General features: G+C 71.2%; 15 protein-coding genes. 8 read left to right on the top strand and 7 right to left on the bottom strand.

Annotated elements, in window-relative coordinates; translation table 11 throughout:
- Positions 1–200: 200 nt before the first annotated feature.
- Positions 201–5,879 (top strand): type I polyketide synthase, encoded by a 5,679-nt coding sequence (locus AB0I77_RS31565; protein ID WP_363286134.1) that lies wholly within the window; start codon positions 201–203, stop codon positions 5,877–5,879.
- 58 nt (positions 5,880–5,937) lie between these two features.
- Here AB0I77_RS31565 and AB0I77_RS31560 read toward each other — a convergent pair whose 3' ends face one another.
- Positions 5,938–7,563 (bottom strand): MDR family MFS transporter, encoded by a 1,626-nt coding sequence (locus tag AB0I77_RS31560; protein WP_363286133.1) that lies wholly within the window; start codon positions 7,561–7,563, stop codon positions 5,938–5,940.
- A 201-nt stretch (positions 7,564–7,764) separates the two neighbouring features.
- Positions 7,765–8,556, bottom strand: a complete 792-nt coding sequence (locus AB0I77_RS31555; RefSeq protein ID WP_363286132.1) for a DNA-formamidopyrimidine glycosylase family protein — start codon at positions 8,554–8,556, stop codon at positions 7,765–7,767.
- Positions 8,557–8,914: 358 nt separating this feature from the next.
- Between AB0I77_RS31555 and AB0I77_RS31550 the strand changes: the two genes are divergently transcribed.
- Entirely contained in the window at positions 8,915–10,456 is a 1,542-nt protein-coding gene (locus AB0I77_RS31550) for an alpha/beta hydrolase (protein WP_363286239.1), read from the top strand.
- An 82-nt stretch (positions 10,457–10,538) separates the two neighbouring features.
- On the opposite strand, the gene AB0I77_RS31545 is transcribed toward AB0I77_RS31550, so the two are convergent.
- Positions 10,539–11,051, bottom strand: a complete 513-nt coding sequence (locus tag AB0I77_RS31545; RefSeq protein ID WP_363286131.1) for a signal peptide protein — start codon at positions 11,049–11,051, stop codon at positions 10,539–10,541.
- A gap of 272 nt (positions 11,052–11,323) precedes the next feature.
- Here AB0I77_RS31545 and AB0I77_RS31540 point away from each other — a divergent pair, with 272 nt between their 5' ends.
- Positions 11,324–14,404: a hypothetical protein gene (locus tag AB0I77_RS31540; protein WP_363286130.1), complete on the top strand. Its 3,081-nt coding sequence runs from the start codon at positions 11,324–11,326 to the stop codon at positions 14,402–14,404.
- 87 nt (positions 14,405–14,491) lie between these two features.
- Here AB0I77_RS31540 and AB0I77_RS31535 read toward each other — a convergent pair whose 3' ends face one another.
- On the bottom strand, positions 14,492–16,939 hold the full coding sequence (locus AB0I77_RS31535; RefSeq protein ID WP_363286238.1) for a SpoIIE family protein phosphatase: 2,448 nt from the start codon (positions 16,937–16,939) through the stop codon (positions 14,492–14,494).
- A gap of 117 nt (positions 16,940–17,056) precedes the next feature.
- The gene (locus tag AB0I77_RS31530) at positions 17,057–18,163 is read right to left on the bottom strand and encodes a substrate-binding domain-containing protein (protein ID WP_363286129.1); all 1,107 of its coding nucleotides are present in this window, start codon (positions 18,161–18,163) and stop codon (positions 17,057–17,059) included.
- 262 nt (positions 18,164–18,425) lie between these two features.
- On the opposite strand from AB0I77_RS31530, the gene AB0I77_RS31525 reads away from it, so the two are divergent.
- Positions 18,426–19,907 (top strand): MFS transporter, encoded by a 1,482-nt coding sequence (locus AB0I77_RS31525; RefSeq protein WP_363286128.1) that lies wholly within the window; start codon positions 18,426–18,428, stop codon positions 19,905–19,907.
- A gap of 79 nt (positions 19,908–19,986) precedes the next feature.
- Here AB0I77_RS31525 and AB0I77_RS31520 read toward each other — a convergent pair whose 3' ends face one another.
- The gene (locus AB0I77_RS31520) at positions 19,987–20,580 is read right to left on the bottom strand and encodes a dihydrofolate reductase family protein (RefSeq protein ID WP_363286127.1); all 594 of its coding nucleotides are present in this window, start codon (positions 20,578–20,580) and stop codon (positions 19,987–19,989) included.
- A gap of 68 nt (positions 20,581–20,648) precedes the next feature.
- On the opposite strand from AB0I77_RS31520, the gene AB0I77_RS31515 reads away from it, so the two are divergent.
- The 3 genes from AB0I77_RS31515 (at position 20,649) to AB0I77_RS31505 (ending at position 22,674) form a co-directional block, all read left to right on the top strand.
- Positions 20,649–21,227: a TetR family transcriptional regulator gene (locus tag AB0I77_RS31515; RefSeq protein ID WP_363286126.1), complete on the top strand. Its 579-nt coding sequence runs from the start codon at positions 20,649–20,651 to the stop codon at positions 21,225–21,227.
- 71 nt (positions 21,228–21,298) lie between these two features.
- Positions 21,299–21,892 carry a GNAT family protein gene (locus AB0I77_RS31510; protein WP_363286125.1) on the top strand — a complete coding sequence of 198 codons (594 nt, stop codon included), beginning with the start codon at positions 21,299–21,301 and terminating at the stop codon, positions 21,890–21,892.
- A gap of 41 nt (positions 21,893–21,933) precedes the next feature.
- Positions 21,934–22,674 (top strand): methyltransferase domain-containing protein, encoded by a 741-nt coding sequence (locus AB0I77_RS31505; protein WP_363286124.1) that lies wholly within the window; start codon positions 21,934–21,936, stop codon positions 22,672–22,674.
- Between the two features lie 64 nt (positions 22,675–22,738).
- Here the strand turns inward: AB0I77_RS31505 and AB0I77_RS31500 are convergent, their stop codons facing one another.
- Positions 22,739–23,176, bottom strand: a complete 438-nt coding sequence (locus tag AB0I77_RS31500) for a hypothetical protein (protein ID WP_363286123.1) — start codon at positions 23,174–23,176, stop codon at positions 22,739–22,741.
- A gap of 34 nt (positions 23,177–23,210) precedes the next feature.
- On the opposite strand from AB0I77_RS31500, the gene AB0I77_RS31495 reads away from it, so the two are divergent.
- Complete coding sequence (locus AB0I77_RS31495) at positions 23,211–23,438, top strand: hypothetical protein (RefSeq protein ID WP_363286122.1); 228 nt, start codon at positions 23,211–23,213, stop codon at positions 23,436–23,438.
- Positions 23,439–23,570 lie beyond the last annotated feature (132 nt).

Below are 23,570 nucleotides of genomic sequence, written 5' to 3'. Positions count from 1 at the left end.
GAGGTCGGCCCTGTGAATTTCAAGTAAACCTATATCGATTATTCGGTGATTGCAAGGTGAAAGTGGGGGCGAATCTAAATCAGAACCTTCACCCTTTCTCTGCAAGGCGAATACATGCCGGGCGTGCTGGACAATTATCTTCTGTAACCTACGGTTTTCCTGGCCGTCTGCAATTCACTGCACCAGAACATGGGACGCACATGACCACTGATGTTCCTGGTTCTCCCGCGCGGGCATACGCCGGGAGCGGTGACGTCCTGCGGAACCGGCTGGCGGACCTCACGCCCGCCGCGCGGCACGCCGTGCTGCTGAACCTGCTGAAGGAGCAGATCTCCCGGGTGGCGGCGGAGGGGGACGGCTGTGGCCACGTCGATGTCCGGGCACCGTGGCGGCGCCTGGGCGTGTACCGCCAACTGGCGCAGCGGCTTCGGGACGGTCTGGCGGAGGCGACCGGGCTGCGGATGCCCGCCACCGTGCTGTTCGACTACCCGACACCGCACGCGCTCGCCGAGTACCTGCACGGCGAACTGCTCGGTGCCGTGAAGGTGCGGGACGGGGCTACGGGGCCGGCGGCGGGCGCCGTCGACAGCGGCAAAGGCGCGAACACGGCGGACGATCCGGTGGTCATCGTCGGCCTCGGCTGCCGGCTTCCCGGTGGCGTGGCCTGTCCGGAGGCGCTGTGGCGGCTGGTCGCCGAGGGCGGGGACGCGATCGGCGGTCTTCCGGACGACCGGGGCTGGGACCTGGAGGGGCTGTACGACCCGGATCCGGAGCAGCCGGGCACGGCCTACACCCGGTACGGCGGGTTCCTCGACGGCGTGGGCGACTTCGACCCCGGCTTCTTCGGCATAGGGCCGCGCGAGGCGACGGCGCTGGACCCCCAGCAGCGGCTGATGCTGGAGATCTCCTGGGAGGCGATGGAGCGGGCGGGGTTCGACCCGAACGCGTTGCGCGGCAGCAACACGGGTGTTTTCACCGGCGTTTCGCTCCAGGACTACGGGCCGGCCTGGCACGAGGCGCCGCAGGAGATGCAGGGACAGATGCTCACCGGGAACGCCCTTGGGGTCGTCTCCGGGCGGATCGCCTACACCTACGGGTTCGAGGGGCCGGCGCTGAGCATCGACACGCAGTGCTCCTCCTCCCTGGTGGCGCTGCACTTGGCGGCGCAGTCGCTGCGCACGGGCGAGTGCGACCTGGCGCTGGTCGGGGGAGTCACCGTGATGTCGACCCCGGGCATGCTGCTGGAGTTCAGCCGCAAGCGCGGGCTGGCCCCGGACGGGCGCTGCAAGGCGTTCTCCGACGACGCGGACGGCACCGGCTGGTCGGAGGGCGCCGGCGTGCTGCTGCTCGAACGGCTCTCGGACGCCCGCCGGGCCGGCCGCCGGGTGCTGGCGGTGCTGCGTGCCACCGGCACCAACCAGGACGGTGCGAGCAACGGCCTGACCGCCCCCAACGGCCCGTCCCAGCAACGGCTGATCCAGCGGACCCTGGCGTCCGCCGGGCTGGGCCCGGCGGACGTGGACGCGGTGGAGGCGCACGGGACCGGTACCGCGCTCGGCGATCCGATCGAGGCGGGCGCGCTGATCGCCAGTTACGGCCAGGACCGCCCGGCTCAGCGCCCGCTGTACCTGGGGTCGCTCAAGTCGAACATCGGGCACACCCAGGCGGCGGCGGGTGTGGTCGGCGTGATCAAGATGGTCATGGCGATGCGGCACGAGCTGCTGCCGCGCACGCTGCACGTGCGGGAACCGTCCCCGCACGTGGACTGGTCCGCGGGGTGCGTCGAGCTGCTGCGGGAGCCGGTGCCGTGGCCGCACACCGGGCGTCCGCGCCGGGCGGCGGTTTCCGCCTTCGGGGTGAGCGGCACCAACGCGCACGTCATCATCGAGGAGCCCCCGCGGCCCGAGCCCGCGACCGCTGCGCCGCCCCTGCCGGTGGTGGTGTCGGCACGGACCGAAGCGGCGCTGCGCGAGCAGGCCGGGCGCCTCGCCCAGCACCTGGCCGACCACCCGGACATCGCCCTGCCGGACGCCGGGGCGACCCTGACGGCCCGGGCCCCCTTCGAGCACCGCGCCGTCGTCGTCACCTCCGGCCGCGACGAGACCGTACGGGCGCTGCGGGCACTGGCCGAGAACGCCGCCGCGCCGAGCGTGACGCGCGGCAGCGTCTCGCCGCGGGTCGCCGAGGGGCGGCTCGCGGTGCTGTTCACCGGACAGGGCGGCCAGCGGCCGGGAATGGGGCGGCGGCTGTACGGCGCCCACCCCGTGTTCGCCCAGGCCCTGGACGAGGTCTGCGCCCGGATGGACGTCCACCTCGAACGGCCGCTGCGCGAGGTGATGTTCGCGCCCGACGGCACGGCCGAGGCCGCGCTGCTGAACCGGACGGAGTACACCCAGCCCGCCCTCTTCGCCTACGAGACCGCGCTGTTCAGGCTCGTCGAGTCCTGGGGCCTGCGGCCCGACGTGCTGCTCGGCCACTCGGTCGGCGAGCTGACCGCCGCGCACCTGGCGGGCGTGTGGTCCCTGGACGACGCCTGCGCGCTGGTCGCCGCACGCGGGCGGCTGATGCAGTCCTGCCGGGCGGGCGGTGCGATGGCCGCCGTACAGGCGACCGAGGACGAGGTCCTTCAGACCCTGGCCGGATTCGACGGCAGGGTGGTCGTGGCGACGGTCAACGGCCCGGCCGCCACCGTCGTCGCCGGGGACGCGGACGCGGTGGACCAGGTCGCCGAGCTGTGGCGGGAGCGTGGCCGCAGGACAAAGCTGCTGACGGTCAGTCATGCCTTCCACTCCCCGCACATGGACGACATGCTCGACGCCTTCCGGGAGGTCGCCGCGGGTGTCACCTACCGGCCCGCGCTGCTGCCCGTCGTCTCCAACCTCACTGGTAAGGCCGCCACGGACGAGCAACTCGGCTCGCCCGACTACTGGGTTCGGCATGTCCGGGAGGCCGTGCGGTTCGCGGACGGGGTGCGCTGCCTGCACGAACAGGGCGTCACCGGGTTCCTGGAACTGGGCCCCGACGCGGTGCTGGCGGCCATGGGAGCCGGCTGCCTGCCCGAGGAGGCCGCCGTCTCGGCCGTCTTCGTGGCGGCGGCGCGCGCCGGCCTCCCGGAGGAGGTGACCGTGCAGACCGCGCTGGCCGACCTGTATGTGCGGGGTGTTCACGTCGAGTGGCCCGCGCTCTACGAGGGCCGCGGCGCGGTCCACGTCGACCTGCCCACGTACGCCTTCCAGCGCAGGCGCTACTGGCTCCAGCCGGCCGCCCGGACAGAGGTCTCCGAGACCGCGCCGGCCCCGGCCGACCCGGCCGACTGGCGCTACCGGGTCCAGTGGCGTCCGGTGGTGCCCGCGCCCTCCGCGGCCGTGCCGAGGCTGTCCGGGACGTGGCTGCTGCTGACCACGCCGGCCGGGGCCGACGAGGAACTCGTCTCGCGCCTGGCATGGACGGTCGACCGCCTCGGCGGCCGGGCGGTCACCGTACCCGTCGGGCCGCGGGACGCGGACCGCGCGCGGATGACGGAGCTGGTGGCGAAGCAGGTGGCCGACGCGGGCGGTACGCCCGGCGGCGTGCTGTCCCTGCTCGCGCTGGACGCCACCCCGCACGCCGGGCACCCCGCGGTCACCGACGGCCTCGCCGCGACCTGCGCACTCGCCCAGGCACTGGCCGACCTGGAACTCGAGGCGCCGCTGTGGTGCGTCACGCGCGCCGCCGTCGCCACGGCCGACGGCGAGACGGTCACCGACCCCGCCCAGGCCATGGTGTGGGGCCTGGGCCGCACCCTCGCCCTGGAACGGCCGCGCGGCTGGGGCGGCCTGATCGACCTGCCCCAGCGGCTGGACGACGAGGCGACGCTGTGGCTCGGTACGGCCCTGACCGCGCCGGAGGGAGAGGACCAGCTCGCGGTGCGCGGCGACGGGCTGTTCGCCCGCCGTCTGACGCACGCCGAGGCCCGCCCGGCGGAGGGTGACTGGCGCCCGCGCGGCACCGTGCTGGTCACCGGAGGTACCGGCGCGCTCGGCGCGCGGGCTGCCCGGTGGCTGGCCGAGAACGGCGCACGGCGGCTGGTGCTCACCAGCCGCCGGGGCATGGACGCGCCGGGCGCCACGCAGTTGGTCGGTGAGCTGTTCGGCCTGGGGGTGCACGTCTCGGTCGAGACCTGTGACATGGCCGACCGCGATCAGGTCGCACGACTGCTCCGGTCGATACCGGGCAGCGAGCTGACGGCCGTGGTGCACGCGGCCGGAGTCGGCGGCCGGTTCGCGCCGCTGACGGACATGGATCTCGCCGAGTTCGCGGACACCGTGGCGGCGAAGGCCGCGGGAGCCGCACACCTCCACGAGCTGCTCGGTGACACGGCGCTGGACGCGTTCGTCGTCTTCTCGTCCATCTCCGCCACCTGGGGCAGCACCGGACAGACGGCCTACGCCGCGGGCAACGCCTTCCTGGACGCCCTCACCTGCCACCGCCGCGGCCTTGGCCTGGCCGCCACCTCGGTGGCCTGGGGCCCGTGGGCCGAGGCGGGTATGGGCGCCGAGGACGGGATGCGGCAATTCCTGGCCCGACGCGGCCTGCCGCCCATGGATCCCACGGTGGCCATCGACGAGCTGTGGCGGGCGGTCGCCGCGAAGGAGACCGCCCTGACGGTCGCCGACATCGACTGGGGCCGCTTCCTGCCGCCGTTCACGGCGACGCGGGCGAGCCGGTTCTTCGACGAGATCGCGCAGCCGTCCGCCGCCGCGGCGGCGCAGGAGATACCGGCGGGGCGGCGGATGACCGACCCGCTGCACACAGTGCGGACGGAAGCCGCCGCGGTCCTCGGGTACGCGTCACCGGACGAGATCCACCCCACGCGCCGCTTCCTGGAACTCGGCTTCGACTCGCTCACCTCGGTGCAACTGCGGCAGCGGCTGATGGCCGCCACCGGGTTGCCGCTCGCCACCCCGGTGGTCTTCGACCACCCCACGCCCGCGGAACTCGCGGGCCACCTGGGGGAACTGGCGGCGGCGCAGCGCCCGGAGGCCCCCGCCTCGCCGTCCGACGGCGACGGGCTGGGGGTACGTGGCCTGTACCGGCGGGCCTGCGAGATCGGCAAGTTCACCGAGGGGATCCGCGTCCTCCAGGCCGCCGCCAAGCTGCGGCCGGTGTTCACCGGCGCGGAGGAATTCGGCCGTCCCTGCGACGTCGTACGGCTGGCCTCCGGCCCCGAGCGACCCGCACTGGTCTGCCTGCCGTCGATGGTGGCCCCCTCGGGCCCGCACAACTTCGCCCGCCTCGCCCTGCGCCTGCACGGGAGGCACGACGTGTACGCCCTGCCGCTGCCGGGCTTCGGCGACGACGAACCGCTGCCCGCGACCAGCAACCTCGTCGTCGGCATGCACGCCGACGCGATCGTCCGCGAACTGGGCGACACCCCGTTCGCCCTGGCCGGCTACTCCTCCGGAGGCTGGCTCGCACACGCCGTCGCGGCCCGGCTGGAGGCCCGGGGGCACTTTCCCCGGGGGGTCGTCCTGCTCGACACCTGGTTCCCGAAGGACGGCATCCCCGAGGAGCAGATCCGGGAGCAGCTCCAGGGCATCGCCGTCAACGACCACGCCTTCGCCCTGATGACGGAGGCGCAGGTCACGGCCCAGGGCGCGTATCTGGAACTGTTCGACGGCTGGCTGCCGCAGACCGTCACCGCGCCGGTCGTCCTGGTGCGGGCCGCCGAACAGATGCCGCAGCGGGCGGACGCCGTGACGGACGCACCGCAGGGCTGGAGCACGGAGTGGGACTTCGAGCACGACACGCTCGACGCTCCCGGAGACCACCAGACGATGATGAACGAACACGCGGCCACCACGGCGACCGCGGTGAGCGACTGGCTGCGCCGGTTGTGACCGTCTGCGGTGTGCGGTCCGTGGCCGCGGGCCCGCACACCGGAGCAGCCCCTGGACGTCAGCCCAGGGGCGGAACCGTCGCCACGGTCCGGTCGGGCACGGGGGCCGGGTCGCGGTCGGTGCCGTCGCCGGCGCCGTCGGAGAGCTTCCTCTCCGGGAGCGCGAAGGCCAGCACGAGGCCGAGCGCGAACACGGGGACGAGGTAGCGGAACACCGGGGTCAGGGCCTGCTGGTAGGCCAGGACCACCGCGTCCTGGACCTTCCCCGGGAGGGAGCGGACCAGCGCCGGGGTGAGGGAGTCGGTGTCGTCGGCCGCACCGGTGAAGCCGCCGCCGAGGCGCTCAGCGAGCCGATCGGTGAGGCGGTGGGTGAACACCGCGCCGACGGCCGCGGTGGCGAGGGTCGCGCCGATCTCGCGGAAGAAGTTGTTGGCGGCGGTCGCGGTGCCCACCTCCGAGACGGGGAAGTCGTTCTGCACGGCCAGGACCAGTGGCTGCATCACCAGGCCGAGGCCCGCGCCGAGCACGAAGACATAGCCACAGACCAGGACGAGCGAGGTCGCGGTGTCCATCGTGGACATCAGCGCCGCGGCGACACCGACGAGGGCCGTGCCGACGATCGGGAAGGTCTTGTAGCGCCCGGTCGTGCTCATCATCCGTGCGGACGGACCGGCGGTGAAGAACATGCCGGCGACCATCGGAAGGAGCAGCAGACCGGAGTCGGTGGCGCTGACGCCGTAGACCATTTGCAGATATGTCGGCAGATAGCCGACGATCGCGAACATGCCGATCCCCACGACGAGGAGACCGGTCAGCGTGGCGATGACGAAGATCCGGCTGCGGAACAGCCACAACGGGATGACCGGCTGCGCGACGCGGCGGTGTCCGGGCGCCGCGTCGCGGCGCTGGGAGAGGAAGAAGAGCAACCAGGCCAGCAGACCGCCGGCGACCATGGCCAGGATGAGCGGGTCGGACCAGGCGTAGTCCGTGCCGCCCCAGTCGGCCACCAGCACGGTGCACGTCACCGCGGCGGCCATGAGGACGAAACCGCGGTAGTCGAAGGCGATCCGGGTGGCCCGGCGCGGCAGACGCAGGGCGAACGCGCTGACGGCAAGGGCCACGGCACCGACCGGGAGGTTGATCCAGAAGGCCCAGCGCCAGCCGATGCCATCGGTGAACCAGCCGCCGAGCAGCGGTCCGGCCACGCAGGACAGACCGAAGACGGCACCGATCGGAGCCATGTACCGCGCACGCCTGCGCGGCGGTACGAGGTCGGCGATGATCGCCTGCGAGGTGATCATCAGCCCGCCGCCGCCCAGCCCCTGTATGCCCCGGCCGACGATGAGCACGGTCATGTCCGGTGCCGCCCCCGCGATCACGGAACCGGCGAGGAAGGCTCCGATACCGCCGAGGAAGAGGGCCTTGCGGCCGATCAGGTCGCCGAGCCGGCCGTAGACAGGCATGGCGACGGTGGCCGCGAGGATGTACGCGGTGGTCACCCAGGCCATGTGCCGCACGCCGTGCAGTTCGCCGACGATCGTCGGCAGGGCGGTGCTGACGATCGTCTGGTCGAGGGACGCGAGCAGCATCGCGGCCATCAGGGCGGCGAACACGAGGCCGAAGCGGGGTGGAGCGCCGGAGGATTCCTGATCCTCCGCCTCAACGGCCTGTGGCGAGTCGTGCAAGGGAGTTCCTGACATCGAGGAGTGGGCCCGACTACCAGGGGGAAGAGCGGCGCCGCCGGATCCCTTGGGAAGCCATGCCGAAATCCTTGCGCGCCACGCGGCAACCGCGCACCGTGCAAGGAGTGCAGGGAGTGCGAGAGATCAGTGGGGGTCCAGCTGTTCGGGTCGCCGACCGGGCTTCCTGCCCGGATCGCGACCTGCTCAGGACCCCTCCGGCTGGCACCGCGGACACCACACCGTCGTACGGCCCGACATACGGCGGCGACGCAGCGGGCCGTCGCAGCGCGGGCAGACCGGGTCGGTGTCGTCGCGGTGGCCGGTGAGCCAGGAGTCGCGCGGCGGGACGCGGCCGGCGGTGACCGCGGAGCGCAGGGTGCGGCCCATGTGGGTGTACAGGCGGCGGAGTTCGGCCTCGGTGAGATCGCTCGCCCGGGTGGTCGGGGGCAGCCCCGCGCGCCAAAGGATCTCGTCGGCCAGCAGATTGCCGAGTCCGGCCAGTACGGACTGATCGGTGAGGACGGTCTTGACGCGGCCGCGGCGGGCGGAGAGCGCGGCCATGAACTCCTCCCGGTCCACCGCCATCGCGTCGGGGCCCTGCTCGTCCAGCAACCGCGCGAGCTCGGAGTCGTCCTCTGCCAGCCAGACGCCCTGGAGCTTGCGCTGGTCGCGGTAACGCACCTGACGGCCGCCGCCCACGGTGAACAGGACGCGGTCGTGGGCCTCGGGCGCGTCGTCGGAATGGCCGCAGACCAGTAGTCCGGTCATCCCGAAGTGCAGCATGAGGGTGGGCCCGTCGCCGGTGTGGGCCAGCAGCCACTTCCCGAGCCGCTCCGGCCGGGTGAACCGCCGTCCCTCCAGCGCCCCGCGCAGCCGCCGCGCGCTCACACCGTGCAGGACGCCCGCGTCGCGCACGTCGACGCGTTCGATGACCCGGCCCTTCGCACAGGTCTCGAGCACTTCGCGGAATCCCTCGACGTCCGGCAGTTCCGGCATGGGCACGTCCTTCTCGCACGAGCAACACGACCAACGTGACGCACACGGTAACTACCGCCGGGTACTGAAAAGATCTCGTAGAAGAGCCGCCATACGGTCACTCGAGTGGCCTTTTGCCTTCCCTTTGAGCTAAACAGTCCCCGAACTCACCTGGACCAGTGGGTGCTTGGTGTCACAACAGCCCGAGGGGAAACACGCGGTGACTACGCACGATCACGACTCGTCCGGACGGGGCGGGCGCTTGACGCGCCGGCTCGGACGCCGGTCCGGTACCCGGGCGCGCAGAGGGCTCCCGCGACTGAGGATCGCTGCCGCCGCCGCGGCCGCCTTCGTCATCGCCGGGACGGGCGTCCAGGTGATGGCCGCGCAGACGGACGGGAAGACCTCGCAGGACACCCCGCCGGTACCGAGCCTGGCCTGGTCCGACTGCCAGGACGGCTTCGAGTGCGCGAACGCCCCGGTGCCGCTGGACTACCGCGAACCGCAGGGCAAGACCATCACCCTGGCGGTGATCCGCAAGAAGGCCGCGGACCAGACGAAGCGCAAGGGCACCCTCTTCCTCCAGCCCGGCGGTCCGGGCAACTCCGGAGTGGACTTCGTCCGCGGCAACTACGCGAGCCTGCCGGCCGCCCTCCGCGACTCGTTCGACGTCTTCGGCTACGACGTCCGCGGCGTCGGCCGCAGTTCGGCGCTCCAGTGCTGGGACGACCCGACGTACACCCAGGCCGTCACCCAGGCCAAGGGCGTCCCCGGCCCCGGCGCCTACGAGCCGGCCGTACGCCAGGCCGCCGAGTTCGACCAGGCCTGCGAGACCAACGCGGGCGACCTGCTGCCGTACGTGGGCACCGAGTACGTCGCCCGCGACATCGACCTGCTGCGCCAGGCGCTGGGCGAGGACCAACTCACCTACTACGGGCGGTCGTTCGGCAGCTACATCGGCACCGTCTACGCCGCCATGTTCCCGGACCGGGTGCGCGCCCTGGCCCTCGACGGCGCGTACGACCCGGTGCACTACACCGACCAGCCGTACGCCTACGACCGGCCCCAGTACCTGGCCCTGGACGGCGCGATGAGCCGCTTCCTCGACTGGTGCGCCGCCGACCAGGCCACCTGCGGGTTCGGCGACGGCGATCCCCGTGCGGCCTTCGCGAAGCTCAAGGCCGACCTGGACGCCGACCCGGTACCGACCGCGAACGGCGGCCAGGCGAACGGCTACACCCTCGTCTACCGCCTGATGTTCAACATCAACGAGGGCAAGGTCATCTGGCCCTCGCTCGGCGAGGCCCTGCACAAGGCCCAGCAGCGCGACAACACCTCCATGCTGCTGCGGCCGCCGTCCCCGGCCAGCTTCGACTTCCTGAACCCGAACGTGGCCGTCGAGTGCGTCGACAAGGACTACCCGAGCGACCCGGCCCTGCTGAAGCGGCAGGTCACGACCAACGCCAGGCTGGCACCGCTGCTCGGCCCGGCCATGGCGTACGGCCCTCCGACCTACGACCACCAGCACGCCACCGCCTGCGCCCAGTGGACCGGCGAACACGTCAGCCGGTACGACGGCTCCTACGCGGCGAAGGGCTCGGCGCCGATCCTCGTCCTCGGCACCACCGGCGACCCGGACACCCCGTACCAGGACGCGGTGGCCCTGTCCCGTGAGCTGGACAACGCCTCGCTGCTCACGTTCAAGGCCGAGGGGCACACCGCCTTCGGCAGGAGCGCCTGCGCGACGGACGCGGTCATCGGCTACCTGGTGGACCTGAAGGTCCCGGCCTCGGGCACGACCTGCGCGGACGAGACCCAGCCGCCCTCCTCCACGCCCACGGTGGCCCCGCCCGGCACCACGCTCGGCGAACTCCTCAACGGCGTCAGCGACCGCCTGGAGCGCATCGGCGTCCTGCGCTGATTCGCCCCTCACGCCAACGGCGAGGCGCCGGGCCCTTCATGGGGCCCGGCGCCTCGCCGTTGGTGCGACTGTCTCTGGAAGCTCAGGCGTAGAGCGCCACCCTCGGCTGCACCGTGCCCACTGCCTCGGGGTTGGTGACGGTGAGCCGGTAGACCCGGGTGAGGGTCTGACCCGGGTGCAGCGTGCGCTGCGCGGTCACCAGGTCGGTGTACAGCGTGCCGGTCTGGGTCCCCATCTGTACGGTTTTCCAGCAGCCGTGCGCGGTGCGCCGCTCGAGCTTGACGTCCGACGGGTCCAGGTACGGGCCCGCGTCCGGGGACTCCACCAGCAACTGCGGGGCTACCGTCTGGTCCACCAACGACTCGTTGCGGTAGGTGACCGTGAACTCGTGCTTCTCGCTGTCGGCCGGGAGCGGGCTCGCTGCCAGGTCCACGAAGTCGACGAGTACCGGGGGCGCTTGCTCTCCCGGAGCCGTGGCCGCTGGCGGAATGTCCTGGTGCGTGGCCGCCGCGGCGGGTCCTGCCGCGGCCAGACCGGCGAGGCCCACGACGAGAGCCACGAAAGCGACCCTGAGGCGGCTGTTCTTCGACGACACGTTCGCTGATCCTTCGGGTTGGCTTGTGTGAACCGGTAGTTGCAGTCGCTACACCGTCTCAGAATTCCATTTCATCCCTCGTGGATATTTCGTGAATACCCCCCGGTAGGAGTCCTCCGTCACGTTCTGCGGCCATAGCGGACTGATAACTTCCGCCTCACTGGCCCGGGGGAACCGTCGAAGCCGGTAACTGACCTCTCTTTACAAATGAATCTGGACGGAACGCCTTGCGCACTTCTCGTGAAAACCCAGGGGGAAGGCACCGGTGGCGGGTGCCGAAAAGCCGACGCGGCCGCATACTCGCGGCCGGCGGGATATCCCTGGTGTCGATGGCGCTCGTCGCACCGCTGGCTTCAGCGGCTCTGACCGACACGTCCCCCGACACCACCGTCTCGCTGCTGGACCGGGTCACCGACACCTCCCAACTGCCCTCCGGCTGGCAGGACTCCGGCGACCGGATGGTCACGTACGACGGGGACAGCACCGGACTGCACGTCCTGGTCGCCGATGCCGCGCACGCCTACACCTGGCGCACCGCGGCCACCCTGTCCGAGCCGGGCATCGACACCGACCAGTGGGTCGGCCAGAGTTGCGTGACGGCGTCCGGGGACCGCGCCGTGGTGGTCTACGCGCCCCGACAGGTGATCAACGATCAACAAGGCTTCCAGCAGGGCGCTTTCGCCGCTGTGGTCAACCTGACGGACGGCAAGGTGACCAAGCTGCCGCAGCTGGTCTCCCTCGCCTACTTCAACCCGGGCTGCGGCGACGGCGAGCAGGCCGTGCTGTCCCGGCCGCAGGGCAACGGCACGCAGTTGCTCACCGTCGACGCCCGGCAGGGAAAGGTGACGGGGCAGCAGACCGTCCCGGGTGAGCTGACCTCCGCCGTGCCCTTCGGGAACGGGATCGCGGCGGCCACCGGTGACTCGGTGGTGTCGGTGAACCCGCAGGGGACCGTACGCACCCTGTCCCGTACGCAGGGAATGCCGTTCCGGCTGGTGCCGGACGCACACAGCGGCCTCGCCTACCAGGTCCCGGGCGCCGCGAAGACCGGAAAGACCGGGAAGCAGGTGCAGGTCCGCCGGGTCACCCAGGGCGGCACGGACCGGCTGCTCGGCTCCGGCGCGCTCGGCTCGCTGGCGGTGCGCGGCACCGGCGGCCGGGTCTTCGTGACCGGGAAGGGCGCGCAGGAGGACGCCTCGGGCTCCACCCTGCCCAAGAGCTGGCCGAAGAGCTGGAAGGTGCTCGACGTCCCGGCCTCCTCCGAGGTCTCCACCACCGGTGGGCTCGCCCTGACCAGCGTCAGCAACGGCACCGAGGCGGCCGGCGGCAAAGAGGTCAGCACGACCCCCTCCCCCGCCACCGGCACCGCACAGCCGGTCGGCATCGACGCCCTGGCACCGGGCACCGGCGCGACCTTCGACTTCCGGGTGAAGCCCAAGGCACCGCGGCAGGGGCAGGGCGCCGAGCAGTCCCCGGCCCTGGCCACGCTCACCTCCGGCTCCGGCTCCGGCTCCGGCTCCGGCGGCGAGAGCCAGTCGTCCGGGCTGCACACGAACAGCGTCGAGACCCGGTTGATCGGCGCGAAGTCCGCCGCCGTCGAAAGCCCGTCCGCCGCAAAGCAGTCGGACAGCGCCGACGACGACCCGGCGACCACCACCACCGACCCGGACCGCGCCTGCGCCGTCACCCGCAACGACCCCGAACTCCAGTCGCTCCAGCCCTCCCCCGCTCAGGTCGAGTGGGCGACGGACCTCGCCGTGCAGGGCAAGCTCGACGTCCGCCGCCGGTCCGGATGGAACGGCACGGACCTCGCGTCGTACACCCCGCAGGGAATGTTCCCGCCCCTCGAACTCAAGGGCGGCGGCCGGGTGCCCGCGCAGATCATGCTCGGCGTGCTCTCCCAGGAGTCCAACCTGGCGCAGGCGACCCCCCGGGCGTCCGCGGGCGAGAGCGGCAACTTCATCCAGGGCGGCTACTACGGCAATGCCGGCAGCGTCCACACCGTCGACTGGTCGGCCGTCGACTGCGGTTACGGCATCGGCCAGGTGACCACCGGGATGGCCCGCTCGGACACCACCACCTACACCGCCGAGCAGCAGAAGGCGATCACGGTGGACTACGCGGCCAACATCGCCGCCAGTCTGCGGATCCTCCAGGACAAGTGGAACCAGCTCGCCGCGCACGACATGCTCGTCAACGGCGGTGACCCCCAGTACCTGGAGAACTGGTGGTTCGCGCTGTGGGCGTACAACAGCGGCTTCAACGAGCCGAGCGCCTCGGACGCCGCCGCCCCCTGGGGCCTGGGCTGGTTCAACAACCCGGCCAACGGCCTCTACCCGGCGGACCGGAAGATGTTCCTCTCCTCCGGCCCCGACGACGCCCGCACCCCCAACCTGTGGTCCTACCCGGAGCGGGTCCTGGGCTGGGCGGCGTACTCCCAGCAGAAGACCGACCCGACGACCGGCACGTCCGCTCCGGCCTTCGCCGTCGGCACCTGGCCGACCGGCAGCGCGCCGGACGCCGAGCCGCCGCACGACGCCTTCTGCAATCCCGCCGTCAACGAGTGCGACACCTCCAAGCCCCGCAAGGTGGAGGGCTCGAGCCAGCCGGAGGGCCCCTGCCAGCGCGACGACTTCAAGTGCTGGTGGCACCAGCCCGCGACCTGGACGGACTGCACCGCCACCTGCGGCACCGAGGTGCTGACCTACCAGGCCACCGACCCCGAGCCGGCGGTCACCTCGCCGCACCCGGCGGCCTGCACCTCCTCGCTGCCGCCGAACGCGCTGATCGTGGACGACGTGCCGAACACGGTGAAGTACCGGGTGGGCAGCACCAACCCCTGCGCCGGCGAGAAGAACTGGACCAGTAGGGGCACGCTGTCGTTCACCTTCGGCTCCGCGGAGCAGAACGGCGCGACCGTCTACCCGTCGAAGATCGACTTCCATCAGCTCAGTTCGGGCTTCGGCGGTCACTTCTGGTTCACCCACACCCGGGACCCCAAGTTCACCGACTCGGTCGTCACCGGCACCTGGACGCCCGACCGGTCGGTCAAGGGCTGGGCGCGGGTGATGGTCCACCTGCCCGACCACGAGGCCAACACCGATCAGGCGACGTACCGCGTGGATCTCGGTGACGGCACCGTCGTGACCAAGACGATCTCGCAGGACACCGGCGGCAGGAACAGCTGGGTCTCCCTGGGGTCGTACGAGTTCAGCGGCACCCCGAGTGTCTCGCTGAGCTCGGACACGGCCGACGGCACCGGCGACGACTCGATCGCCTGGGACGCTCTGGCCTTCGAGCCCCTGGCCGACAAGCCCTCGGACGCCGTGACACCGTCACCGTCCCCGTCCTGACCCCTCCCTCACCCCGGCTTGGCCCCGGACCGGCACTGCGCCGGTCCGGGGCCAAGTCGCTTTTCGATCTACGGCACTTGAAAGTGCTCAGAACCGGTCGAGCGGCATGTCCAGGTTCTGTTCCGCCCAGATGATCTTGCCCTTGGGGGTGGGCCGGGTGCCCCAGTGCTGGGTCAGCTGGGCGACCAGGAGCAGCCCGCGACCACCCTCGTCGTAGGTGCGGGCGCGGCGCATGTGGGGTGCCGTGTTGCTGGCGTCCGAGACCTCGCAGATGAGGTGCCTGTCCTGGATGAGACGCAGCTGGATGGGCGGCCGGGCGTGCCGGATGGCGTTGGTGACCAGTTCGCTGACGATCAGTTCGGTGACGAACGCGGCGTCGGTCAGCCCCCATTCCTCCAGCCGTTCAACGGCGTTCTTGCGGGCCTCGGAGACGGCGGCGGGGTCGGGGGAGATGTCCCAGGCGGCGACCCGTTCGGCGTCGAGCGCCCGGGTACGGGCGACGAGCAGCGCCACGTCGTCGGCGGGCCGCTGGGGGAGCGCGGCGGCGAGCACCGTGTCGCACAGCACGTCCAGGGACGCGGTGGGCGAGGCGAGGGCCTGGCACAGACGGGAGACGCCCTCGTCGATGTCCATGTCACGGGATTCGATCAGGCCGTCGGTGTAGAGGGCGAGCAGACTGCCTTCCTGTAGTTCGATCTCCCTCGACTCGAAGGGCAGTCCGCCCAGGCCCAGCGGCGGCCCCGCCGGCAGGTCGAGCAGTTCCACGGTGCCGTCCGGGCTCACCACGGCCGGCAGCGGATGCCCGGCCCGGGCGAGTGTGCAACGGCGGGAGACGGGGTCGTAGACGGTGTACAGACAGGTCGCCCCGACGTCGCCCGCGGTCTCCCCGTCCTGCGCGCCTTCCGCCTCGGTGGCCAGGCGGCCCACCAGGTCGTCGAGGTGGGTGAGCAGTTCGTCGGGCGGCAGATCGATGTCGGCGAGGGTGCGTACGGCGGTGCGCAGCCGTCCCATGGTCGCGGAGGCGTGGATGCCGTGGCCCACGACATCGCCCACGACCAGCGCCACCCTGGCTCCGGACAGCGGGATCACGTCGAACCAGTCCCCGCCCACCCCGGCCTGGGCACCGGCCGGCAGATAGCGGTACGCGACCTCCACCGCGGCCTGCTCGGGCAGCCGCTGCGGCAGCAGGCTGCGCTGAAGCGTGACCGCCGTGCCGCGTTCGCGGCTGTACCGCCGGGCGTTGTCGATGCAGACCGCCGCCCTGGACGCCAGTTCCTCGGCCAGGACCAGATCGTCGTTCTGGAACGCGTCGGGGTGCCGATGGCGGACGAAGACGGCGACGCCCAGGGTGGTTCCGCGTGCCGACAGCGGCACGGTCATCACCGAGTGGAAGCCGAAATCACGGACCCGGGAGGCCCTCAGCGGCTTGCGCGCCATCCACTCGACCATCGCGGGCTCGCTCATCCGGTGCAGCACGGCCCGCCCGGACCGCAGACTCTCGATCGGCGGGGAGGCCCTCGGGTACTCGTCCACCTCGCCCAGGTCCACGGCCGCCTCGGGGACGCCCGGGAGCACGGACTGGTGGGCGATGCGCCGCAGGGCGAGGGAGGGGCCCTCCGGCAGCGAACCCGGGAGCAGCTCGTGCGGGTCGTCCAGGGACGTCAGCAGGTCGACGCTGACGAAGTCGGCGAGGTTCGGGACCGCCACGTCCGCCAGCTCCTGCGCCGTCCGCGTCACGTCCAGGGTGCTGCCGATGTGCTGACCGGCCTCGGCGATCAGCTGGAGGCGTTTGCGGGCCGCGTGCTGCTCCGTGATGTCGTGCGCCGTGAGACACACGCCGCGGATCCGGCCCTCCGGGTCGCGCAGCGGTGACACGAAGACCGACCAGGCGTGCTCGCGGATCTCGCCGGCCGTGCGCAGATAGTTCTCGCGGTAATGCGTCTCCCCGGTCTCCAGCACCCGCCTCATGTCCTGCTCGGCCAGCTCGGCGGTCTCGTTGTCCACGATCTCCTGCACGCGCAGGCCGCGCATCTCGCCCTCGGTGAGGGCTACGGACCGTTCCATGTCCGCGTTGGCCCGCCGCAGGCGGAGCCTGGTGTCGTACAGCGCCAGCGCACAGCACGGGGACTGCGCGAAGCTCCAGTCCACCAGGACGTCGTCGGCCGGCTCGGGCTCCTGTCCGGTCAGGGGGGAGAGCACCAGCCATTCGCCGTCCCCCCGGGCCGGAGTCCGGTGATGGGCCAGCACCCGGACCTCGACGCGGTGGCCGTCCCGGTGCCTGAGGGCGGGCCTTCCGTGCCACCGCGGCAACTGCGCGAAGGGCGGGAGGCCCTCCGTCCTGGGCTCCCCGGCGAGCAGAGTGGCCGCGGGGCGCCCCACGATCTGCGCCGCCGTGTAGCCGAGCAGCCGCTCGCCACCGTCGCTCCACCCGGTCACGGTGCCGTGCTCGTCGACGGTGGCGCGCGCGGTGAGCGCCTCGCCGACGATGTCGCGGACGGGACCCGCTCCCTGGTGGTCGACGACAGGCCGCTCCATGTCGCTCATCTCGCTCTCGTCAGGAGCATTCACATCACATGGCATTCATCCCAATGTCACATTATCCCGTACTTCGATGCGATCTCGCAGGAGCGTCCGCTACATCCACTACGTCCGCTACTTAAGGCCGATCGCCGCGCAGTCCGCCTCGTACTCCGGGGTGCAGATGTCCTTGACGGTGTAGACGTCGTCCTGGATCACCGTCTGCCGGATGTTGTCCTGGGTGAGGGCGACCACGGGCACCAGCATCGACGGGATCGCCTTCTGCGTCGGGCTGTCGATCCTGTCCTGGGTCAGCGCGTCGAACTGGAGCGAGTGGCCCTGGACCTTGGCCACCGCCATCTCCGCGGCGTTGGTCGCCTCCAGCAGGAACGACTTGTACACGGTCATGAACTGCTCGCCCGCGACGATCCGCTGCACCGCCGCCAGATCCGCGTCCTGCCCGGTCACCGGCGGCATCTGGGTGACGCCGGCGTCCTTCAGCGCTTCTATGACGGCGCCCGCCATGCCGTCGTTCGCCGAGTAGACGGCGGCGATATTGCCGAGACCGACGGACTGGATCGCCTTCTTCATGTTCGACTTGGCGACCGAGGGCAGCCACTCCTTGGTGTCGTACTGCTTGGCGATGATCACCTTGCCCCGCAGCTCGCTGAGCGCGCCGTTCTTGAACCGCGCGGTGTTCGGGTCGGCGGGCGAGCCGTTCATCATCACGATCTCGCTGCTCGCCGCCTTGCTGCCGAGCGCGCCGATGAGGGCGCGGCCCTGCACCTCACCGACGAGTTCGTTGTCGTGCGACACGTACGCGTCGATCGGACCCTCGGCGAGACGGTCGTACGCGATGACGGGGATGCCCGCGTCCTTCGCCTTCTCGACGTCCGGCGCGATGGCATGGGCGTCCACCGCGTCCACCAGGATCACGTCCACCTTGTCGGCGATCATCTGCGCGAACTGCTCACTCTGCTTGGCCGCGCTCGCCCCGGCGTTGGCGTAGCGGACCGTGCCCTTGTGGTTGGTGAGCGCGGCGACCCGCTCCTTGATGAGGGGGTGGTCGAACTTCTCGAAGCGCGCCGTCTCCCTGTCGGGCAGGAGGAGCCCCACGGTGATGTCGTCGCCCTTCTTGGGGCTCGGGTCATCGCTGTCCCCTCCGACGCCGTCGATGACGCCGCAAGCGGTGAGCGAGAGGGCCGACGCGGCGGCGACCAGCGTCAGAACGAAAGGACGCACGGCGGTCCCACGGGTGGTACGAGCGTTCACAACGAGTGCCTTCCGAGGCAGGGGTGGCGTGGGGGACCAGATGACTGAACAGCCAACGCGCCAACGGCATTCAGCGTCAAGAGGCGGAAGGTCACAGGAGACCACGTCGGCAGCGTCTGCTTACGCAAGTTCAGCAAACGCAAGAAGGTTGCTTGACTTAAGTAACTCGACTATGTTTGCCTAAGTCAAGCAATACACCTCGTCCCGACGCCCGCCCGACGGAGGCCCAGTCATGTCCGACACCCTTGCCCGACCCGCCGACACCGGGGCCGGCGCCCCGGCCCGGCCGAACGCCGTGGTGGCGGTGCTGGCCCTGGCCGGAATCGTCGTCTCGCTCATGCAGACCCTGGTCATCCCCATCGTCCCCGAACTGCCCAAACTCCTTGACGCCTCCGCCTCCAACACCGCCTGGGCCGTCACCGCCACCCTGCTGGCCGCAGCCGTCGCCACCCCCGTCGTCGGACGCCTCGGCGACATGTTCGGCAAGCGCCGCATGCTCCTCATCAGCATCGTCCTGCTGGTCACCGGCTCCGTCGTCTGCGCACTCGCCGACTCCCTCCTCCCCATGATCATCGGACGCGCCCTGCAAGGCCTCGCCGCCGCCGTCGTCCCCCTCGGCATCAGCGTCATGCGCGACGTCCTGCCCGCCGAACGCCTCGCCGGCTCCACCGCCCTCATGAGCGCCTCGCTGGGTGTCGGCGGCGCGCTGGGCCTGCCCACCGCCGCCTTCATCGCCGAGAACTACGACTGGCACATCCTCTTCTGGGCCTCCGCCGTCCTCGGCGCCCTCGCCTTCGCCCTGGTCCTGACCGTCGTACCGGAGTCAAAGGTCCGCACGGGCGGCCGCTTCGACATGACCGGCTCGATCGGCCTCTCGGCCGGACTGGTTTCCCTCCTCCTGGCCGTCTCCAAGGGCGGCGACTGGGGCTGGACGAGCGCCACCACCCTCGGCCTGGGCGCCGCCGCGATCGTGATCCTGGCGGCCTGGGGCCGGTGGCAGCTGCGGGCCACGCAGCCCCTGGTCGACCTGCGCACCACCGCCCGCCCCCAAGTCCTGTTCACCAACCTCGCCTCGGTGGCCCTCGGCTTCTCGATGTTCGCGATGTCCCTGGTCCTGCCCCAGCTGCTCCAGCTGCCCTCGGCCACCGGCTACGGCCTGGGCAAGTCGATGCTGATGGTCGGCCTGGTGCTGGCCCCGCAGGGCCTGGTGATGATGGTCATGTCCGCCGTGTCCGCCCGCGTCACCAAGGCCAAGGGCCCCAAGGTCACCCTGATGATCGGCGCCCTCATCGTCGCCGCCGGCTACAGCCTCAACATCATCCTCATGTCCCAGGTCTGGCACCTCGTCCTGGTCTCCTGCGTCATCGGCGCCGGCATCGGCTTCACCTACGGCGCCCTGCCCGCCCTCATCATGGGCGCCGTCGACCCCTCCCAGACCGGCGCCGCCAACAGCCTCAACACCCTCATGCGCTCCCTCGGCACCAGCTTCGCCAGCGCCCTCGCCGGCGTCATCCTCGCCCAGATGACCACCGACTTCGGCGGCTACGCCCTCCCCTCCGAAAACGGCTTCAAGGTGGTCATGGCCATCGGCGCCGGAGCGGCCCTACTGGCCTTCGCCTTCGCCACCTTCATCCCCAGGCACCGCGCGGCCCAGGCCACCCCGGCCACCGACGGCCCCGCCGAGACCGCGGAAGTCGCCGCCGCCAAGGCATGACCCACCCACCACAACGACGAAGAGCGGCCGTCTCCCCTCAGGGGAGGCGGCCGCCCGGCGTGTTCTCCAGGTGGAGCCCTCAGGCGCGGGTAAGGCGGGTGAGAGTGACCCCGTTGGGGAAGGCGGTGCGCTCGGCGACGTCGAAGTCGGTGGGGTCGAAGACGCCGTCGACGGCCGGGATTCCCGCGCCGGCGACCACCGGGTAGTGCTTGAGCACCAGTTCGTCGATCTCGGGCAGGAGGGCGCCCGCGAGCTTGCCGCCGCCGCAGAGCCAGATGTCCAAGCCGGGGCCCTCCTCCCGCTTGAGCTCGCGGACGAGGCCGAGCGGGTCGCCCGGGACGACGGTGACGGCCGGGTCGACGTCGGGCTTGAGCGTGCTGGAGACCACGTACTGGCGCAGGTGCGTGTACGGGCTGGTGATCCCGTGGTCGAAGGCGGGCCGGTAGGAGCCGAGGCCCATGATGACGGTGTCGAAATGCCGGTTGGGAGCGTCGGCGACCCCCACGGCGGCGCGGAAGGCGGTCGGGACGGTCTCGGGATACAGCGCGTTCGTCCAGGAGGAGTAGGCGGCGGCCTGCTGCTCGTCGCCCTGGGGGAAGAAGTCGTACTCGCCGTCCGGGCCGGCGATGCGGCCATCGAGCGTGACTGCGACGTAGTACACGAGCTTTCGCATCTCCAACTCCAAACGTAGTACTCTGACCGAAGTGGTTTGAAGGTAGTACTACATCTGGAGTGGTGTCAATGGTGAGACGGAATGACCAGCGGCGCGCCGCCCTCGTCGATGCCGCGATCGAGGTGCTGGCCGGGGAAGGCGCCCGAGGCCTGACGTTCCGGGCGGTGGACGCCGAGGCCGCCGTACCCACCGGCACCGCGTCCAACTACTTCGCCAACCGCGACGACCTGCTCACGCAGGCCGGCGCCCGTGTCTATGAGCGGCTCCAGCCCGACGAGGCCACGATCGCCCGCCAGCAGGCGGCCGGCCGCGACCGGGAAACGTACGCGGAACTGATGCGCGAACTCGTCGGCCGCATCGCCTCGTTCCGTACCGGCTACCTCGCGCTGCTCGAACTCCGCCTCGAGGCCACCCGCCGCCCCGAACTGCGGAAGGTCCTCACCGAGCGGGTCCGGGCCGACGTCGATGCCAACGTGGCCTACCACGAGGCCTCCGGCCTCCCCGGGGACGCCATGGCCGTCAAGCTGCTCATCCTGACCCTGAACTGGCTGATCGTCGAGCAGCTCACCCTGCCGGACGTCTTCACGGAGGCGGAGCGTGAACAGCTGGTGACGGCGGCGGTCGAGCGGATCGTTGGGGCGGAATAGGCCCGCCACGGCGCCAGTGCGGTTGCCTTATTGGTTTGCCGTCGCCGAGCCCGGTCGGATAAGAAGCTCGGATGCTAAGAGGCAGCAAGGTCGAGCTCAGGGCTCGGCACGAGGACGACATCCCGATCCTTCAGGCCGAGCTCCACGACGACGTGGTCAACGCCTCGCGGGCCGCAGGCGGGCCGTGGCGGCCGATCACGCCCGGCTCGAAGGAGGCGCCGTTCGTGGTGGACGACAAGGAGCAGCGGCAGGTCCCGTTCTCCGTGGTGGAGTTGGACGGCGGCACGCTGATCGGCGCCGCGACGCTGTGGGGCATCGACACGCACAACCGGTCCGCGCACATCGGCCTTGGGCTGCTGCCGTCCTCTCGCGGCAAGGGCTACGGCACCGACGTGGTGGCGGTGCTGTGCCACTACGGGTTCGTCGTGCGCGGCTTGCAGCGGCTACAGATCGACACGCTGTCGGACAACACAGCGATGCTGCGCTCCGCCGAACGCAACGGCTTCGTCCGCGAAGGCGTGCTGCGCTCCTCGACCTGGGTGATGGGGGAGTTTCTTGACGAGGTGCTGCTCGGGCTCCTCGTTCAGGAGTGGAAGCGGGGCTCGTCCGGCGGATCATGGGCCGAGCCAGGGCCGGACCGAGGCGAGGGCCGGCCAGTGCCCTAATCGTGTTGACCGCCCCCGGCAGGCAGTGCTGGGGTCGGCACGTGGACAGCATCCCCGCCAACCGGCGGCTCTGGAACCAGATCAGCAGCGCCTACCAGCACGAGCACGACCCGCAAATCGGCGCCGCACCCCGGCTGTGGGGCGTGTACTCCATCCCGGACGCGCACCTGCACGCCCTGGGCGACGTCACCGGCAAGCGCGTCCTCGAACTCGGTTGCGGCGCCGGCCAGTGGTCCAGGGCGCTCGCCGCCGAAGGCGCCACGGTGGTCGGGCTCGACCTGTCCGAAGCCCAACTCGCCGCAGCGGCCCGCACGATGGGAGCGGCCCGCTACCCGCTGGTGCAAGGCGCCGCCGAACAACTCCCCTTCGCCGCCGACAGCTTCGACCTGGTGTTCTGCGACTTCGGTGGGCTCAGCTGGGCGCCCCCGCACCTGGCCGTCCCGCAGGCCGCACGCGTCTTGGGCCGAGGCGGGCGCCTGGTGTTCAACGTCGCCAGCCCATGGTTCGAAGCTTGCTACGACGAAGCCGCCAGCCGCGTGACCACGACGCTGCAGCAGGACTACTTCGGGCTGAACACCATCGCCGAAGACGACGGCGCGACCAGCTATCAGCTCACCTACGGCGACTGGGTCAAGGTCCTGCGCGGCGCGGGTCTCATCATTGACGACCTCATCGAGCCGCGCCCCGAACTCGGAACACCCAACGGCTACAACGAAACCGACCCACCCGACTGGGCACACCGCTGGCCGGCGGAACTGCTCTGGGTGACCCACAAACCGTAAGTTCCGCCGCGCCGAGACGTGAAGGCATCCCCTCGCCGGGCACACCTAGGGCCTGTCCGGCTGATCATGGGCGGAGCCAGAGCCAGAGCCGGATCGAGGCGAGGGTGAGCCGGTCCGAACGCACCTCGGGGAGATAGGCCAGAACGCGGGCGGCGGCATCTGCCGCGGCTTCCGGCTCGGGCCGTTCCCTCACCGCATGCTGGATCGCGATGTCCGCGGTGTACAGGGCGCGGTTGCGGGCGAAGGCGTCGACGTGCAGCAACACGGCCTGTTCGGCTCCGGCTGCGGCCACCCTGGGCTGCGGAGATCGCCTCACGTGGACGGCCCGATACCTGGCCAGTAGAGAGAGGCAGCCGAAGGCGTGCCCTTCGAGGGCCGGGTCGTCGGCGATCCGGGCGGCGTCCGGCGCTTCGTTGTAGAGACTGCGGGCGTCGGCGGGGCGGCCGGAGTCGTACGACAGCCACCTGGCCGCGATCGACAGATGGCCAGTCGCCGACCGCATCCGCCTTCCGGTCCGCTCCCGTGCACGTCCCCTCTTGGAGCCACTGGCAGGCGGTGTGCAGCGCCTCGGAGGCAGCGCGGCGCAGGGCGGCGGAGCCGTGGTCGTGGTCGTGTGCGTAGATCCGGCTGACGGCTCGGTCGACGGCCCGCACGTCGCCGATCCCGATCCGGCCTGGCGGGTTCTCCCTGGCGGCCCCGAGCGGGAGAAGCGACAGTGCGGCACCCGCGCCGTCCATCACGAAGGCACGGCGGTCCACGCCTAGCTCCTGTTCTGGCACGTCCGCCACGGATGCCGGCGCGACCGGCCGCGCCGGGCTGCTGAGGCAGAACCCCAACTCACCCGTGGTGCGCATGCCGTAGCCCCTCCGCCAGTGGACGCGCTCGACTTAGGGAGA

It is taken from the genome of Streptomyces sp. NPDC050619 (assembly GCF_040654815.1).
GTDB lineage: Bacteria > Actinomycetota > Actinomycetes > Streptomycetales > Streptomycetaceae > Streptomyces.
The sequence above is the reverse complement of the archived record's forward strand: the minus strand, read 5'-3'. Positions and strand labels throughout refer to the sequence as shown.

Excerpts from the sequence above, each read along its gene's own strand:
- AB0I77_RS31565 (WP_363286134.1), top strand. The coding sequence starts at position 201 with ATGACCACTGATGTTCCTGGTTCTCCCGCGCGGGCATACGCCGGGAGC.
- AB0I77_RS31525 (WP_363286128.1), top strand. The coding sequence starts at position 18,426 with ATGTCCGACACCCTTGCCCGACCCGCCGACACCGGGGCCGGCGCCCCG.
- AB0I77_RS31535 (WP_363286238.1), bottom strand. The coding sequence starts at position 16,939 with ATGGAGCGGCCTGTCGTCGACCACCAGGGAGCGGGTCCCGTCCGCGAC.
- AB0I77_RS31550 (WP_363286239.1), top strand. The coding sequence starts at position 8,915 with ATGGCCGCGCAGACGGACGGGAAGACCTCGCAGGACACCCCGCCGGTA.
- AB0I77_RS31515 (WP_363286126.1), top strand. The coding sequence starts at position 20,649 with ATGGTGAGACGGAATGACCAGCGGCGCGCCGCCCTCGTCGATGCCGCG.
- AB0I77_RS31555 (WP_363286132.1), bottom strand. The coding sequence starts at position 8,556 with ATGCCGGAACTGCCGGACGTCGAGGGATTCCGCGAAGTGCTCGAGACC.
- AB0I77_RS31510 (WP_363286125.1), top strand. The coding sequence starts at position 21,299 with ATGCTAAGAGGCAGCAAGGTCGAGCTCAGGGCTCGGCACGAGGACGAC.
- AB0I77_RS31520 (WP_363286127.1), bottom strand. The coding sequence starts at position 20,580 with ATGCGAAAGCTCGTGTACTACGTCGCAGTCACGCTCGATGGCCGCATC.
- AB0I77_RS31500 (WP_363286123.1), bottom strand. The coding sequence starts at position 23,176 with ATGCGGTCGGCGACTGGCCATCTGTCGATCGCGGCCAGGTGGCTGTCG.